The sequence below is a fragment of the Flavitalea plasmicola genome (genome assembly GCF_030546645.1).
Lineage (GTDB): Bacteria > Bacteroidota > Bacteroidia > Chitinophagales > Chitinophagaceae > Puia.
In genome coordinates this window covers 440,601-455,675 of the sequence record NZ_JAUOTO010000006.1, presented here as the reverse complement: position 1 = coordinate 455,675, position 15,075 = coordinate 440,601, and the positions used below count along the sequence as shown (strand labels likewise).

Annotated in this window: 16 protein-coding genes; 3 read left to right on the top strand and 13 right to left on the bottom strand. The window is 50.8% G+C overall.

Features of this window, described 5'->3' with window-relative positions:
• The first annotated feature begins 81 nt into the window (after positions 1–81).
• Positions 82–351 carry an HU family DNA-binding protein gene (locus Q4E93_RS23605; RefSeq protein ID WP_303589520.1) on the top strand — a complete coding sequence of 90 codons (270 nt, stop codon included), beginning with the start codon at positions 82–84 and terminating at the stop codon, positions 349–351.
• A 166-nt stretch (positions 352–517) separates the two neighbouring features.
• Positions 518–634 (top strand): 30S ribosomal protein THX, encoded by a 117-nt coding sequence (locus Q4E93_RS23600; protein WP_303589518.1) that lies wholly within the window; start codon positions 518–520, stop codon positions 632–634.
• 53 nt (positions 635–687) lie between these two features.
• Here the strand turns inward: Q4E93_RS23600 and pdxH are convergent, their stop codons facing one another.
• The 8 genes from pdxH to Q4E93_RS23560 form a co-directional block, all read right to left on the bottom strand.
• Positions 688–1,332: a pyridoxamine 5'-phosphate oxidase gene (pdxH, locus tag Q4E93_RS23595; RefSeq protein ID WP_303589516.1), complete on the bottom strand. Its 645-nt coding sequence runs from the start codon at positions 1,330–1,332 to the stop codon at positions 688–690.
• A gap of 44 nt (positions 1,333–1,376) precedes the next feature.
• Positions 1,377–2,480 (bottom strand): coiled-coil domain-containing protein, encoded by a 1,104-nt coding sequence (locus Q4E93_RS23590; protein WP_303589514.1) that lies wholly within the window; start codon positions 2,478–2,480, stop codon positions 1,377–1,379.
• 213 nt (positions 2,481–2,693) lie between these two features.
• Positions 2,694–3,407: a UMP kinase gene (pyrH, locus tag Q4E93_RS23585; protein ID WP_303589512.1), complete on the bottom strand. Its 714-nt coding sequence runs from the start codon at positions 3,405–3,407 to the stop codon at positions 2,694–2,696.
• Positions 3,408–3,490: 83 nt separating this feature from the next.
• Entirely contained in the window at positions 3,491–4,339 is an 849-nt protein-coding gene (tsf, locus tag Q4E93_RS23580) for a translation elongation factor Ts (RefSeq protein ID WP_303589510.1), read from the bottom strand.
• Between the two features lie 39 nt (positions 4,340–4,378).
• Positions 4,379–5,257 carry a 30S ribosomal protein S2 gene (gene rpsB / locus Q4E93_RS23575; protein WP_303589508.1) on the bottom strand — a complete coding sequence of 293 codons (879 nt, stop codon included), beginning with the start codon at positions 5,255–5,257 and terminating at the stop codon, positions 4,379–4,381.
• A gap of 113 nt (positions 5,258–5,370) precedes the next feature.
• Positions 5,371–5,760 carry a 30S ribosomal protein S9 gene (gene rpsI / locus Q4E93_RS23570; protein WP_303589507.1) on the bottom strand — a complete coding sequence of 130 codons (390 nt, stop codon included), beginning with the start codon at positions 5,758–5,760 and terminating at the stop codon, positions 5,371–5,373.
• Between the two features lie 12 nt (positions 5,761–5,772).
• Positions 5,773–6,216, bottom strand: a complete 444-nt coding sequence (gene rplM, locus Q4E93_RS23565) for a 50S ribosomal protein L13 (RefSeq protein WP_303589505.1) — start codon at positions 6,214–6,216, stop codon at positions 5,773–5,775.
• Between the two features lie 257 nt (positions 6,217–6,473).
• The gene (locus tag Q4E93_RS23560; protein WP_303589503.1) at positions 6,474–6,860 is read right to left on the bottom strand and encodes a hypothetical protein; all 387 of its coding nucleotides are present in this window, start codon (positions 6,858–6,860) and stop codon (positions 6,474–6,476) included.
• Positions 6,861–6,930: 70 nt separating this feature from the next.
• Here Q4E93_RS23560 and Q4E93_RS23555 point away from each other — a divergent pair, with 70 nt between their 5' ends.
• Positions 6,931–7,539 (top strand): hydrolase, encoded by a 609-nt coding sequence (locus Q4E93_RS23555; RefSeq protein WP_303589502.1) that lies wholly within the window; start codon positions 6,931–6,933, stop codon positions 7,537–7,539.
• Between the two features lie 7 nt (positions 7,540–7,546).
• Here the strand turns inward: Q4E93_RS23555 and Q4E93_RS23550 are convergent, their stop codons facing one another.
• Genes Q4E93_RS23550 through Q4E93_RS23530 form a run of 5 tightly spaced genes read right to left on the bottom strand, consistent with a single transcriptional unit; the run spans position 7,547 to position 15,065 of the window.
• Positions 7,547–10,462: an alpha-amylase family glycosyl hydrolase gene (locus Q4E93_RS23550; protein ID WP_303589500.1), complete on the bottom strand. Its 2,916-nt coding sequence runs from the start codon at positions 10,460–10,462 to the stop codon at positions 7,547–7,549.
• A 10-nt stretch (positions 10,463–10,472) separates the two neighbouring features.
• Positions 10,473–12,296 (bottom strand): SusE domain-containing protein, encoded by a 1,824-nt coding sequence (locus tag Q4E93_RS23545; protein ID WP_303589498.1) that lies wholly within the window; start codon positions 12,294–12,296, stop codon positions 10,473–10,475.
• Between the two features lie 10 nt (positions 12,297–12,306).
• Positions 12,307–13,128, bottom strand: a complete 822-nt coding sequence (locus Q4E93_RS23540) for a hypothetical protein (RefSeq protein WP_303589496.1) — start codon at positions 13,126–13,128, stop codon at positions 12,307–12,309.
• Positions 13,129–13,138: 10 nt separating this feature from the next.
• Positions 13,139–13,645: a DUF5004 domain-containing protein gene (locus Q4E93_RS23535; RefSeq protein ID WP_303589494.1), complete on the bottom strand. Its 507-nt coding sequence runs from the start codon at positions 13,643–13,645 to the stop codon at positions 13,139–13,141.
• 19 nt (positions 13,646–13,664) lie between these two features.
• Entirely contained in the window at positions 13,665–15,065 is a 1,401-nt protein-coding gene (locus tag Q4E93_RS23530) for a RagB/SusD family nutrient uptake outer membrane protein (RefSeq protein WP_303589493.1), read from the bottom strand.
• Positions 15,066–15,075: the final 10 nt, after the last annotated feature.

Genomic DNA, 15,075 nt, shown 5'->3' with positions numbered 1-15,075 from the left:
ATTTTCCAAAGGGTTAAAAAAATTTTGTCGGATTCAAAAAGCGGGTATATTTGTTGGAGCTAATTAAAAAAATATTACACTATGAACAAAGCTGAATTAATTGCAAAGATTGCCGATGATGCTGGCATTACAAAAACTCAGGCAAACTCTTCCCTGGATTCTTTTGTTGAAGCAGTTACCAAAACGCTGAAAGGCGGCGGTAAAGTTACACTGGTAGGCTTCGGTACTTTTTCTGTATCCAAGAGAGCCGCCCGTAACGGACGCAATCCTCAGACTGGTGCTGTTATCAAGATCAAGGCCAAGAAAGTAGCTAAGTTCAAGGCAGGTAAAGAGCTGTCTGCTAAATTATAATTTTAGTGGACTTACGGTCCACTTTTGGCTGCACCCAGCAAGAGTTTATTGGATGCGAGAGCGTCCTGAAGCTCCGATACCAGGCATTCAGCGCAGGTACCGGGGCTTTTTATAGTTTGGGCCGGAGGCCCGGGAAAGAAAAGTAATCTAAAAACAACAATATAATATGGGAAGAGGAGATAAAAAAACCAAAAAAGGAAAGATCTTCAAGGCTTCATTCGGCAAGAGCCGTCCTGCCAAGCCAGCCAAGAAATCGGCGCCGGCGAAAAAAGAAAGCAAGTAGCCTATTTAATGCGTGCAATTGGACTTTAAAGAAATTTAGTCCAATTGCGCGTACTATGGCGCTAATCGCTGGATCTTCCAGTCACCTTTTATTTGCAGGCTATATAGGAGCCTATCGTGTAGCCTGTTGGGCCTGCCCTGCCAGAATTCAATGTGTGTGGGTCTGACGCGGTAGCCACCCCAATTCGGCGGTCTTTTGATCACTCCATCGGAGAATTGCTGCCGCATCTTTCTTTCATTTTCTTCCAGCCATTCACGACTTGCTATGGGTTGACTTTGTGGTGATGCCCAGGCTCCTATCCGGCTGTTCTCCGGCCGGCTGTTGAAATATTCTTCACTTTCCGCCTCGCTTACCATTACTGCCAGCCCACTGATACGCACCTGCCTTTCCAGCTCCTTCCAGAAAAAGACAAGGCTCGCCCGTGGATTTTCCAGTAATTGCGCGCCTTTTACACTGTCATAATTAGTGAAGAAGGTAAACCCCTTGGGATCGAAGCCTTTCAGCAGAACGATGCGAGCATCCGGCATGCCGTCGGCCGAGGCAGTAGCAAGGGTCATGGCATTTACTTCATCGATGCCTGCTTCCAGCGCCTCTTTCCACCATTTCTCAAATAGTGCGAAAGGATCCGGCAGGGCATCGCTCTCAGAAAGGGATTGCAGCTTGTAGTCCTTTCGTATATCAGCGATATTGTTTGACATAACATCGCAAAAATAAGTCAATTCAAGGGAAAGAGGGACACTCTTTACTTATTGGGCATCTCATCACCTGTGGACCCTGTGATCCTGGCAAGCATGGTCTCCATATCGCTAACACGGCGCAGCTGGCTTTCGATCCTCTTATTATGTTCGGAGATCTCCTGAAGGTCATGGTTCAGCTCTTCAAGGAAGACCGCTCTTTTCTGGAATTGCTGGCGCTGGAAATTAGCTTCTTTCAATTTTTCTTCCGTGTCGGCCAGAATGCGGGTGAGGCGCTGATTCTCCTCCCGGAGGGAGATGTGGCGCAGCTTCATCTCATCGTGCTCTTTGCCCAGCTTGAAATAAGATTCTTTCAGTTCGTCGTAATCTGAGCCTCCCTTAAAAGGCTGCGTGAGGTAGGCCTGCAGTTTGTGCAGCTTCTCCTGGAGCCCATTGTATTCCTCATAGGCCTTGTCCAGGCGGAGACTCATTTCTTCCGCCAGCTTTTTCTGGTGACGGAGATAATTGATCTCGCTTTCCTTTTCCATCATCAATTGCCCGGACTGGCGCAATTCTTCGACCAGCTCTTCATTCCGAAGCTGCAGGTCCATGATCCTCTTCTCGGCTTCGCTCAGCAGCTGTGTTTGTTCCAGCAGGCGTGAAATGCTATTGTTGTGCTCCACCAGCTTTTCCTGGGCAGCCTTTAGTTGAGAGAGATAGGCATTGGTCGGTTCTGCTGCGACGATGGCTGCGGAAGCTGCTGCCTGCTGCTGTTGCTCAGTGACCTTGGAAACCCGGTATTGTGCGTCATCCAGCTCGGTGCGTGTCTCCTCCAGTTCCCTGCGCATGGACTCAATTTCTTTGCGGGCTTCTTCCAGCTCGATAGTGAGGATCTGCTCGGTTTCCTGTCCCTGATTGAGCTTTTCGCGCAATTGCTGCTGTGCCCGCTCCTGCATATCCATGTCGTTGTAGTACTTCAGCTTCCAGTTATCATTTTCGCTGATGCCGGTAGACTGATTGGGGTCGTTAATGCGGAGACTTTTTTTGGAATTCCAGAAAAAATGAATGGTGAAGCCAAGGATAAGGGCTCCCAGCTCACAGATGATGATCTCAGGCAGGCCCATGGTCAGCTGAAATCCCAGAATAATGTTCAGATCGTTTAAGGTGTTCATAACGGTTCGGAGGGTGTTAATTACAAAGCATATAGATATGGCTTTCAGGGATGAATGAATAAAAAACTACGGTCGTTTTTCAAGGGAGTATCGACGACAACAAGAGAGGGAAGCGAGAAAAAACCACCGTGTGAGGTGGGACTAAGCCTTTAAATTACTATGCTTTAGCCAGATATGCAAATGTTTCGCAAGTTCTGCGCAAGCAGCACACTATCAACCTTTTACTAAGGTGCCCACTTTTTCGCCGCGCACAACGCGGAGCAGGTTTCCGGGCTTGTTCATATCAAAGACGATGATCGGCAGCTGATTTTCCATACAAAGGGTGAAGGCAGTCATGTCCATTACCCTTAGATTCTGCGAGATACACTCCTGAAAAGTGAGCGTATTATATTTTGTGGCTGTCGGATCTTTTTCCGGATCGGCAGTATAGATACCGTCTACGCGGGTGCCTTTCAGGATGACCTCCGCGTTGATCTCGATCGCACGCAGTGAGCCGGCCGTATCGGTCGTGAAGTAAGGGTTGCCTGTGCCTGCACCGAAAATAACAACACGGCCTTTTTCTACGTGCCGGATAGCCCTTCTGCGGATATATGGCTCTGCGATCTGCTCCATTTTGATGGCACTTTGCAGCCGGGTATATACGCCTATCTTTTCCAGGCCTGCCTGCAAGGCCATTCCATTGATCACGGTGGCGAGCATTCCCATATAATCGCCATGGGCCCTTTCAATCCCCGTTTCGGCCTCATTCATCCCGCGATAGATATTACCTCCTCCGATCACTATGGCCACCTGTACCCCCAGCTCGACAATGCTTTTAATATCTTTTGCATAATGGGCGATGACGGCGTTGTCAAATCCAAAGCTTTTATCTCCCATCAATGCTTCACCGGATAATTTCAGCAGAACTCGCTTGTACTTAGGCACCATGTCGGATTATTCTTAATTAATTGCGCAAATATAAATTAAAGGGAGCTTACGCTCCCTCTAATTCTATACTTATTTATCGGGGCTTAACCGAGCTGTACTCTCTTAAACTGGGTCACCTTAACGCCAGCATCAACGCTCTTCAGATAATCTCCAACCGTCTTTCCTGCATCCTTTACGAAAGGCTGTGCGGTAAGGGTATTTTCTTTGAAGAAAGCGTTCAGCTTGCCAACGGCGATCTTCTCGATCATTTCGTCGGGCTTGCCAGCCATTTTAGGATCATTCTTGATCTGCTCGGTAACGATGGCTTTTTCCCTTGATACGACTTCGGCGGGAACGCTGTCCGGATCGACTGCGACGGGGTTCATTGCTGCGATCTGCATAGCGAGATCCCTACCGGCTTCGAGGACGGCGGGTGTATCTTTTGTAAGGCCTACCAGCACGCCCATGCGGTATGAACCGTGGATATAGGCGGCTACTCCGTCAGCATCCACTCTTTCAAAACGGGTGAGCTGAACTTTCTCACCGATCTTAGCGACCTGGTCGTTAATCTTATCGGCGACAGCGGCTCCATCCAGCTGGGCGGCGAGCAGCTCATCCAGGCTTTTTACGTTATTCTTAAGGGCGACGGCTACAATGCTTTGTGCGAAAGCAATGAAATCAGCGTTCTTCGCTACGAAGTCTGTTTCGCAGGCGAGGGTAACGATGAAGCCTGTCTTGTTGTCAGGAGTAGTAGTAGCGATGATAACGCCTTCTTTCGCTTCGCGGTCACTGCGCAGGGCGGCAACCTTCTGTCCTTTTTTGCGCAGGTAATCGATGGCTTTTTCGAAATCGCCATCGCTTTCCACCAGCGCCTTACGGCAATCCATCATGCCGGCGCCCGTTGTCTGGCGCAGCTTATTGATATCGGCTGCTGTTATAGTTGCAGTAGACATGTTGTATGATTTGATATATTGATAATATGATTTTCCAGCTTAGCGGGGAGCGCCTGTGCCGCGACGGGGCCCGGAATTCGGGATCCTGCGTTTAGGCTGGCTGCTTCCTTTCACTTTTTCGCCACGGGCGCGGGCAGCTTCATTCTCTGCTTCGGCCTGGAGGCGGGCTGCTTTCTTTTCATTCTCATCGCTGCCTGCATCTTCTACATCTTCTTCCTTCGCTGCTTGTCTTTCAGCCAGGCCGTCGGCGATGGCGGCGGTGACATAACCTACGATGATGGCGATGGATTTGGTAGCGTCGTCATTGGAAGGGATAGCGAAATCCACTTTATTGGGATCGCAGTTGGTGTCAACCATGCCAAAGGTGGAAATACCCAGGCGTTTGGCTTCAGCCAGCGCGATGTGCTCGTGACCGATGTCGACGATGAAAAGAGCGGCCGGAACACGTCCCAGCTGAGCGATACCACCCAACACTTTTTCCATCTTATCCTTGTCGCGGGCCAGCGTGAGGCGTTCTTTCTTCGTGATGCTGTCGAAAGTTCCGTCGCTCAGCATTTTCTCGATGCTTTGCATTTTCTTAACGCTCTTACGCACCGTATTGAAGTTTGTCAGCATACCACCCAGCCAGCGTTCGGTGACGAAGGGCATATTGACTTTTTTTGCAGATTCGGTAACGATCTCTTTGGCCTGCTTCTTCGTCCCTACGAACATGATCTTCTTACCGCTCTTGGCGATCTGCTTCAAGGCTGCGGCAGCTTCCTGAAGGCTTTCTGTCGTCTTGTTGAGATCGATGATGTGAATACCTTTCTTTTCAGCAAAAATGTAAGGCAGCATCTTGGGGTTCCACTTCTTACGCAGGTGACCGAAGTGGACACCGGCTTCAAGGAGTTGCTGTTGTAATGAAGTGTTATTTTCCATTTTATTTTTTTTAGCTGCAAGCTTCAAGCTACAAGCTGCAAGCGAAACTATATATGAATATTGTCGTCCAAACCGCCGGCTTGTAGCTTGAAGCCGACAGCTTGAAGCTGTTGTTAACGTTTGCTGAACTGGTAGCTTCTTCTTGCTTTCTTACGGCCAGGTTTCTTACGCTCCACAGACCTTGGGTCACGGCGCAGAAGGCCCGCGGCTTTAAGGGCCGGGCGAAACTCAGCGTTGACTTCCAGGAGGGCGCGTGCGATACCCAGCTTGCAGGCTTCTGCTTGTCCTTTCATGCCTCCGCCGGCTGCGTTGATCTTCACGTCGTATTTATCGGTCAGCTCAACGGTCTTCAGGGGAAGCTCTACCTGATTTTGCAGGTAAACCAGGGAGAAATATTGTTTATAGTCCTTGTCATTGATCGTGATCTTGCCCTCACCCTTGCTAAGGAACACGCGGGTTACAGCCTCTTTACGGCGACCAACTGCATTTTTTTGCTTTTCCATTTATCTGAAAAATTAGAAGGTTAATGTTTTGGGTTGCTGTGCAGTATGCGGATGCTGAGCACCGGCATACACGAATAATTTCTTATACATCTTGCGACCCAGGCGGTTTTTGGGGAGCATGCCTTTGACGGCCCTTTCGATCACAGCTTCGGGACGGCGTTTCAGAAGGCTCTTGGCAGATTCTTCTTTTTTGCCACCGGGGTAGCCGGAAAAGTTAATGTAGATCTTGTCTTCGAGCTTGTCGCCGGAGAAGACCACCTTGTCGGCGTTGATGAAGATGATGAAGTCTCCGCAATCAACGTGAGGGGTGTAATAAGCTTTGTTCTTGCCCCGTAATACGGCGGCGATCTTGGAACACACGCGTCCTACGGTTTGATTAGTACCGTCCACGATATACCAGTCGCGTTTAACGGTAGCCTCGTTCGCATGCTTGGTGGTGAAATGTAATTTGCTCATTGTCTTGTTTTTTTACATGAAGCTGTCGCTATCCCGACAACATTAAATGGACCTTTTGCCAGCGGAGGGTTTTCCGCTTTTCAAAGGAGTGCAAAGGTAGGACGAATGGAAGCGATGTTCCAAAGAAAAAGGGGTGTTTTTTTAGAGGGGTGGCTGTAAGTGATTGGTTTACAATAAAATTTTTGACGGCAAATTTAAATGCTGCCGCAGAAAATGGGTAATTGACGGGTTTATCCAGGCGGAGCCTCGTAATGGGCTCAATTCCTCACATATATTCTATCCAGAAAGAACCCTGTGGTAATCCCGAGATAGGCCAGCTTCAACGTGTCTTTGCTAAAGCTGATCCGGAACCCGTAAGGGTCGTCGGATAAATAAAGGATATCCTGCGAAGGATTCGATGTATGCCCGACATGGTAGGTTCCATCCTGTATTACTGTATTCCCAATTCTGCTCTCGAAAGTACGATCACTACGCAGGGTAAGGAAGGAGGATTGAATGGTAGGTGGAGTAGGGATTACAGGTGCACCATACGGATAAAACACTTGTTTCCAGTTGCCTACAACCGGGGAATGGAGGGAGCTTTTTCCACAGGAGGTGGTCAGCAGGATGACGAGACAGGCGGAGATAAAAAGGAAAGGCCGCATGGGGAAGGGTTTTCTTTCCTGACATTTTTTTCGTCCGGACCGTTGCACTAAATTGCCTAAAAGACCGCTCATGTCCTCTACTATTCTCGCATTGGGCCGCAGTAGCTTTGGCGACCCGGCTAACGAAGGTAAGCTGTTATCCCAGGAAGAAGCCATTGCCCTGCTCAATGAATGGGTGCCGAACGAGCGGCTGCGGCTGCATATGAAGCAGGTGAGCGCCGTCATGAAAGCATGGGCGTTGGAGAAGGAAGGGGCCGATGAACTAACGGCACGTAAATGGGAGCTGGCAGGACTTCTCCATGACGCCGATTGGGAAAAATACCCGGAAGCACATTGCCGAATGATCATTGAAAAGCTGGAAGAGCTTGGCGTCGATGCGGAAGTGATCCATTGCATCGCATCCCATGGGCCGCGTTATTTCGGTGTTGAACCCAATAACACGATGGATAAAATGATCTATGTCTTCGATGAGCTGTCGGGCTTCATCCATGCTGCTACCCTCATGCGGCCTACCCGTTATGAAGGCATGGATGTAAAAAGCATTTTAAAGAAGCTGAAGACCCCATCCTTCGCCGCGCAGGTCAGCCGCGATGATATCAATGACGCCATCGGCCGTATCGATACCCCATTGGAGGAGATCATCCAGTTCATCATCGATCATCAGAAAGATGTGGTTTAAGGAAGTTCTATTTTCTCCGAAGGAAGGGCGCCTGCGAGCACTGGCGCCCACTGACAACCCGCAATACATAAAAGCCGTCTGCCAGGGCGGCGATACCCAGGGGCAGTTGATACAGAAGGAGGCTATGATTACCTGCCGGCTGCGCGCCCAGTTCTGCTGTTGCCAGGGTCTGGCCCGCCAGGTTCAGCACGGAAAGAGATGTCTTTCCATATGCAGGCAACTCGAATTCTATTGTTCCATTGCCATTACTCACCGGATTGGGATATATTTTTATTCCGAAAGGATTGCGTGAATACCTGACATCATTGGTTGCCGTCACTGTTCCCGTCAGGTTTTTACTGACGAAGACCCGATATTCACCTGGAGAAAGCGTAAAAGACTGGTTAGCGCCGGTGGCACTGAAAGGCTCGCCAGTGAAATAATTGAACCAGGTACCGGCTGCGGGAAAGTTCAGCGCTCCACTGGAAGAGATGACATCGAAATTTCCGATCGCTGCCACACTGAGGCTATCCGTGACGGCTATCAAGGTCTTTACCGCACCCGAGAGGCTGGCATTGAAAGTCGTGGGCAACGCCAGCTTAGGATAGGTAGTCCGCAGCTTCAGCATGACGGCGTAGACATTCCGCAGCTTTACCCGCGATGTATCCTGCAGGTAAGGCCAGGCCGAGGGTTTTGCATCCGTGCGACAGCTTGCATTCACGGTGCCATTGCCGCAGGTGTTGATGGAGTAGTCATACCCCAGCTCGCCAAACTCCCACAGCATTTTTGGTCCAGGGAGCAGCGCCCAGAATGTGGCGGCCAGCGCGTTCCGCTGCAGGCCGGTGGCAACTGTCTTTATATTATACGTGCCGTTGCTGTTGCCGTACTGTTCATTCTTGTACATCAGCCGCTCCTCATCATGGCTTTCCTGGTAAACGATGCGGCCGGGCTGATCCCAGCCAAGATTGGTATAGACGCCGCCACTGAGGTCCCAGGTTCCGCCGCCGGGCGAAGGTGTGGCATAGCCCATCGCAGCCTGGCTGAAGTTGTCATTCATATTGCCCCAAAGCATCATGCCATAATCGGCCTCTGCCTTTTCTTCGCTGTTGTCGGCAAACATTTCCAGGATACAATAGCTTCCTGGAGAGACGGCCTGTAATTGATTGTAGATTGTATCCCAGATAGCTACCCGGCTGGCATCATAGGCGCCCCAGGCGTTTACGTCACAGTTGTTGCCTGTGGCATCGCAGGTGCGCCGCTGTGTAAAGCCTTTGGCCAGGTCAAACCTGTAGCCATCAATGTGATAGTTATTCATCCAATAGCTGAGCACGCGTTGCGTAAAGGTTTTTGTCGCTGCCGACTCATGGTTGAACTGATAGCCCACATTGAAAGCATGGGTAGGATATTGGTTGAACCAGGGGCTATTGGCCGCAGGGACGCCTTTTGAATTATCGAAATACAGCTGCACCATGGGCGAACTCCCGAAAGAATGATTCAATACCATGTCCATGATCACGGCCATGCCCTGCTGATGGCAGGCATCGATGAATTGCTTCAGGGCAGCCTCCGTGCCATATACTTTATCCGGGGCGAAATAGAAATTAGGGTTATAACCCCAGCTGTTGCCGCCTTCAAAGTTGGTGAATGGCATCACTTCGATGGCGTTTACACCCAGGCGCTTGAGATAGCCCAGCGTGTCTCTCAGAGCTTGCCAGCCGGAAGGTGCAATAAAGTCCCTCACCAGGAGCTCGTAGATTACCAGCCCTTTTTTGTCCGGACGCTGAAAATCCGGAACCTGCCAGGTATACGCTGGTGCCGCAGTGCGGAGGATGCTTGCGAGGCTACCTGCAGCCTTGGATGGGAAAGTTTTCAGATTCGGATAGATGGCGGAGGAAATTCCGGGATCGACATTCTTGTCCAGGATCTTCTCCGCATTGTAGTCCGCCACCGTGATCGTGTCGTCCACCACATATTGGTAGGCGTATTCGGTACCAGGCGTCAGGCCGTGTATGGTCAGCCAGTAGAAATTGCTATCCGGCGTCCTGTTCATCAGGTAGTCCGTCTGCAGTGTCCAGTTATTGAAATCGCCCGTAACGATGATCCTGCTCTTATACGGGGCGTATAGCACAAGAATGGCAGTGGTATCACCTGGCGGATAATTGATCCCTTCTTTCAATCCTGCCGGGATAGGTACGACGTTCACCGGGCCTATGACGAAAAAGTTGATCGTGTCGGTGCGGGAAGCGCTGCCATCATTGGCCACGGCAATCACCTGCTGATTGCCCGTTGCGGTGATGTTCAGGGAATAGTTCAGCGTATCGACGCCGGCGGTCGTGGCCACCTGTAGTCCGTTGAAGTAGAGGGTGAGGGTTGCGGCTTTGTTCGAAATATAGCTGACCGTCAGCGCATCTCCCACTTTTTTGTCCAGGGTTTCCGGCACAGGCGTATACTTAGGCTGAAAAGGAGGCAGGGCAAACCGTGCCGCAAGATTGTCGTCGTACACCTGCACATACATGTCGCTATTATCCATATTGCGCTGGACCAGGCTGCCATTGCCATTACGGAAAAGGATGGCTATGCGGATGATTTTCTCTCCTGCGGGAACACCGTAGTAAGCCCTTATCCCTGGGATAGTGAAGGAATACTTGTTGTTGCCGAGATAAGTGGCAGCCAGCGCTGGATTCGGCTGATTGAAGTTCTGGTTGAATTTTACGTATTTCCAGTCAGACTGGCTGGTACTTTGGTCGGTGATCACCCCCGTATGAACGTAAACATCACCCGTAGTGGCATAATTGAACAGGCCCTTGTTGCCTTTTGAGCAGTCAACGGTGATCGTAATGGTGCCCGTATCTGCCGGAAAGGCCGGAACTGTACTCAGCAATTGGGGAAAAGCTGCCGGCCCTGTAAAAAGGGCCAGCAGCAGCAATACGGGTAATGACTTCATGAATGCATTTTTATTGGACCGTATAGGTCATATTATATTCATCCACGGTGATGGTGTAGGTGCCTGCAGCTGCAATGCTGATGTTATCCGCGTTCTGGTAGGAGAGCGCTCCATTTTTGGTACCGTAGCTGAAATCCCAGCTACCCTGCTGAATGATGAACTTGATGCTGCCTGCCGTGAGGGTAACGGTGCCTTTCCAAACGCCGTTGCCCTGGTAAATGAGAGGTGGTCTGCTGGCTGCGCTCATACCTGCGTTATTGGTCCATCCACCGGCGGTGGCATCGCCAATTACCCAAATCCTTCCTTTTGTCAGCGAATATTTTAAATTTTTAATGTCGCTGCCGTCGAAGATTACACGGACCAGGGAGTCGGCCGCGTCGGTGTTGTCGAAGGTTACTGTGTTCTTGAGATTCTTTTCGTCACCAGTGACGCCGTCCAGGAACAACTGTCCGGGATAAGCGTCCACGGCATCATACCACTTCGAACCACCTGGGGCACTGTGATCCCATTGATTGCCATCGTGGATCTTGAACTCATCGCCGGCGGACATTTTCTGCAGGCGGATGAACTGGTTGGGTCCCGTATAAGCCATCTTCAGCGCCGTAGGGGGATCCCATTGCGATGGGGACTGGAAGGCTCCCACCAGCCCCGGGACGCCGATGGCGCCGGTCTGCAGCCAGTATTTATTCTGATTGATATCAGCCACGACGCGATAGATGCCGTCGGCCGGTACGCTGATGTTGTTGCTACCTCCGCTTTGGATCAGGTTGCCCGACGTACCGCTGCCATCCACATCGCCATAGATCTTTTGCGTCGGCGTACTCCAGTCCGTATTCTCGGAGAGGAATTTAAAGCCGCCGCCAGATGCTATCAGCCTGACGTAGATAAAGAACACGCCAGGGAAATTATTATCCTGGATCATCCGAATGGCGTTCGCGGGTGTCCAGCCGATGGGTGTGGAACCGCCGACGATGTACAGTTTTACTTCTCTTTGAATATAGAATTGGTTGGTATAGCTGCTCCATTGGGTCCAACCTCCGCTGGAGGCCGTTACCGTCCATTTGAGGTTAGACGTCTTCGTGAGGTCGGGGAAGCCATGCGCCGACAGGGAATCGGAAAGGCGTGCATAGGCAAAGCTAAGGACCGAGTCCTTGCCATTGTCATTAGAAGAGATGGCGAAGAGTGGTGTCGTCGTAGAATCCTTATAGAACCAGACCTTATAGGTTACTGTATTAGCGCTATTGGAGGGGATGGACCTTGTCCAGTTGAAATGCAGGCTATCGGACGTCGAAGAGGGGTTGATCACCGTAGGCGTGATAGTAGAAGAAGGCGCTAACAGCACAAAGGGAGTGGCGCCGTCCTGAAATCGGGTGATGGTGATGTTATTTGTATTCTGCGCCATCAGTTTGGTGGAACCATTGTCTGCGAGGACGCTCCATATGAGCGCTGTCTGTGCCCCTGCCGCGATGCCCTTTGCTTTCAGGGCGCTGTCCAATTGCTGGTGCCTTAAGGAAAGCCTGGTATCCAAGCCGTTGTTGTTGGAAGGAATAGCCACGAGGGGCGTATCCAAAGGGCCTGTCTTTAAAGCGGCCACCCATTTATAGGTGGGGGGCGTCTTCAATCCGGGGACGGATGCCGTCCAGGTAAATTCTATCGTTGCATTGGGTGTGGCGGCATTCAATGCCACGGTAGTCCCGGACGCGGGAGATTGCAGGGCGAAAGGCACCAGGCCTTCTCCGGTGGAATCGAAGCCGGCAAGATCGGGCTTTTTACAGGCGGCGAAGGTGGTCAGTATAAGGAGAACACCTGCTATTTTATTGGTGATGGATGTCATATTAATTAATTTATTTCATGCTTGTAAAGGTTTGCTCTCCCTCAGAAGAACTGGTGCTTACCGGTGAGCCGTTGCCATCCAGCACGGTGCCGTGGAACTTATACCGGAAACGGGTGATGACGATACCTGCAGGGACCGTAAAGGATGAAGAGGGTATAAATGAGGCAGACCATTTTTGGTCCGCTGTCTTCCTGATGGTCAAAGTGATATCGCTGCCTACCTGAATGTGGACGGTCGCTCCATTATCCAGCGAATCTTTATAAAGACCTACGGTCGCTGTTGCAGGCGTCATCCGTTGTTCATTCGGATCCATGCTCAGCGTCTGATCGAAGTTGATGGTGATCACGTCGGTGAGGTCCACCTTGGAAGGAAAGACCCGGAGGACGGTGGGGGTAAAAATCAGTGGGTCGAATTTATAGGGCTTGTAATCCGGCGTTTGTTTAGAGCCATCCTGGGTTTTTACGAGAAACCCGAAATCCTTCAATTCGCCGGGAGATTGGCTGAACATGGTAGTGCCGATGAAGCCGAACTGCCATTTATTGACTCCCACATTCTTCATTTTAGCGGAAGCAGGTGAATTCGTCCAGGATGTGTTTGTAAAGCCGTCTTTTCCACCTCCGCTGATATTGGAAAATATCCAGATATAAGCTTCCGTTTTGCCATCCATGGGTGTGCCGGTGACGTCTACCGTCAAAGTCACCGAATCAACGGGCGTAAAGGAGGATGGATTGAATGTCACCTGGGCTTCTGCCGAATATAGCAGCAGGAAAAACAGGCATGCGGCCATACATCTCTGGCCGGCTGATCTTATATGTGTTTTATAATGTGTCATGTTGATGAGTTTATTGCTTTACAAACGCATAGCTGTATGAAATAAGAAGCTTGCCGCTGGCGGCGTCATGCCTGGCTACTGCTACTTTTAAAGAAGGGTTGATTCCCGAAGGATAGGAACCCAGGGTTACTTTTGCCGTGTCGGACCCATTCATGAGGGTGAGGACCTGAGGATAAGTGGGGTCGTCCACTGTCCAGTTGCCCGAAGCCAGCGTAATGATCCTTGGGGCCTGGCCTGGACTCGTGGTAAAGGTCGTTGGCGTACTTCCGTTCATATTGAGCGTCAGCGTAAAATCGGTGTATGGGAAAAGCGAGGTCAGGTCGGTGGTCTGATAAGGCCATCCATAATTGGCGGCAATCTCATCTTTCTGCGTTACGCTGGAGATCTTCCAGGTACCTGCCAGGGTAGTGATGGGCGTTGCGGCCTTACCCAGTGGTTTGTAATTTTCCGGCTTGCAGCCAGTGACCAGCAGGCCAGCGAGAAAGAGACAATGGGCAACTATTTTGAATTTGTTCATATATGTCGTTTTATCAATTTTAGAAACATCCGCCTTCGGGGTTCAGTTGGAAAGCCGCATTGGCATCCTGCTCTGCCTTGGGGAATTGCAGGATAAAGCCGTTGCATGTCCAGGGTGATCCGCGCCTATCGATGTTATTGCCTGTACGAGCTCCAATCCTTTTTATCTCCTGCACCCTGTTCCCTTCTCCTACCATTTCCAGCTCCCGCTGGGTGCGTGCCGCGTCAATAACTGCGGTAGCAGTGGCTCCGGCGGAAAGGTTCCGGGAAGTACCTCCGTAAGCACGCGCCAGGATGAGATTGATGTCTGTGATGGCAGTTGCCAGCGTTGTTCCTCCCAACTCCGCACCTGCCTCGGCCCGGATGAGGTAAATTTCCGTCAGGTGGGTGAGGGGCTGCTCCATGTAGTTGAAGTTAAACTTGGTGAGGCTGTTGTATCCCGGCTTTATCGTATTGCTGTACCATGCCACGCGTTTATCGGCCGCATCGCCCGTAGCGTAATTGTAAAACTGGTTGGTAAAATACAGCGTGGGGTTCTTGGTATCGGAGCGCCAGTTGCTGATGAACTCGCTGCCTGGCTGAAAATGGCTTACCTGATTGGGCAATCGGAGGATCGCCTCTTTTGTCCCGCCCAGGGAGTACCTGCTGGTGAAATCCGCGTCCAGCTGGAACTTGCCGCTTTTGATCACCTGGTCTGCGTACAGGAACGCATTTGCGAAGTCGTTCTGCTGGAAGTAAACTTTTGCGAGATAGGCTTCTGCGATCCATTTGGTCGCGGTGTAGAATTTACCTCCATCGCCTGCATCGGCCGGCAGTACACTGTCTGCGCTTTTCAGGTCGGCGACCACCTGGTCATAGACCTGCTTTACCGTGGAGCGCGAAATGGAATTGGTGGCGGTGGTCAACCTCAAAGGAATGCCTGGCTGTGAATTATCCGAAGAATACCCGTAGGGTTGGGCGAAAAGTCGTACCAGCTCGAAATGCGCCATACCTCTGAAAAAAAGCGCTTGTCCTTTGGCTAAAGCCTGATGATCGGCAGAAACTGCCTGCAGGTTCTCCAGTATATTATTGGCGGTGGCAATGACAAGATATCCCTTCTTGTACATATCATCCCTTGTGCCGCCGAAGATGGAATTCTGTCTTTTATAGATTTCTGAAAAATCGCCGGTGAGATTGGAGCCGTCGAGCTGATCGCCCAGCATATCGCTGAGCGCCTGCACGCGACCGCCTGTGAAATTCCCGTCGCCCAGGTAGGTATAGATGCCATTGCCCAGGGCCACGATATTGCTGTCCGTTGCAAAGACCTGGTCCTTGCTCAGTTGTCCTTGCGGTGGCTTGTCAAGGAATTTGGAGCAGGAGCCGGCCATTACCAGGACGCCTATGATGAGTATGTTTATTTTATAAAATTTATGCAAGTTCATATCTGTTATT

Excerpts from the sequence above, each read along its gene's own strand:
- Q4E93_RS23545 (WP_303589498.1), bottom strand. The coding sequence starts at position 12,296 with ATGACATCCATCACCAATAAAATAGCAGGTGTTCTCCTTATACTGACC.
- tsf (WP_303589510.1), bottom strand. The coding sequence starts at position 4,339 with ATGTCTACTGCAACTATAACAGCAGCCGATATCAATAAGCTGCGCCAG.
- Q4E93_RS23590 (WP_303589514.1), bottom strand. The coding sequence starts at position 2,480 with ATGAACACCTTAAACGATCTGAACATTATTCTGGGATTTCAGCTGACC.
- rpsI (WP_303589507.1), bottom strand. The coding sequence starts at position 5,760 with ATGGAAAAGCAAAAAAATGCAGTTGGTCGCCGTAAAGAGGCTGTAACC.
- Q4E93_RS23560 (WP_303589503.1), bottom strand. The coding sequence starts at position 6,860 with ATGCGGCCTTTCCTTTTTATCTCCGCCTGTCTCGTCATCCTGCTGACC.
- Q4E93_RS23555 (WP_303589502.1), top strand. The coding sequence starts at position 6,931 with ATGTCCTCTACTATTCTCGCATTGGGCCGCAGTAGCTTTGGCGACCCG.
- Q4E93_RS23605 (WP_303589520.1), top strand. The coding sequence starts at position 82 with ATGAACAAAGCTGAATTAATTGCAAAGATTGCCGATGATGCTGGCATT.
- Q4E93_RS23540 (WP_303589496.1), bottom strand. The coding sequence starts at position 13,128 with ATGACACATTATAAAACACATATAAGATCAGCCGGCCAGAGATGTATG.
- pdxH (WP_303589516.1), bottom strand. The coding sequence starts at position 1,332 with ATGTCAAACAATATCGCTGATATACGAAAGGACTACAAGCTGCAATCC.
- rplM (WP_303589505.1), bottom strand. The coding sequence starts at position 6,216 with ATGAGCAAATTACATTTCACCACCAAGCATGCGAACGAGGCTACCGTT.
- Q4E93_RS23550 (WP_303589500.1), bottom strand. The coding sequence starts at position 10,462 with ATGAAGTCATTACCCGTATTGCTGCTGCTGGCCCTTTTTACAGGGCCG.
- rpsB (WP_303589508.1), bottom strand. The coding sequence starts at position 5,257 with ATGGAAAATAACACTTCATTACAACAGCAACTCCTTGAAGCCGGTGTC.
- Q4E93_RS23530 (WP_303589493.1), bottom strand. The coding sequence starts at position 15,065 with ATGAACTTGCATAAATTTTATAAAATAAACATACTCATCATAGGCGTC.
- pyrH (WP_303589512.1), bottom strand. The coding sequence starts at position 3,407 with ATGGTGCCTAAGTACAAGCGAGTTCTGCTGAAATTATCCGGTGAAGCA.
- Q4E93_RS23600 (WP_303589518.1), top strand. The coding sequence starts at position 518 with ATGGGAAGAGGAGATAAAAAAACCAAAAAAGGAAAGATCTTCAAGGCT.
- Q4E93_RS23535 (WP_303589494.1), bottom strand. The coding sequence starts at position 13,645 with ATGAACAAATTCAAAATAGTTGCCCATTGTCTCTTTCTCGCTGGCCTG.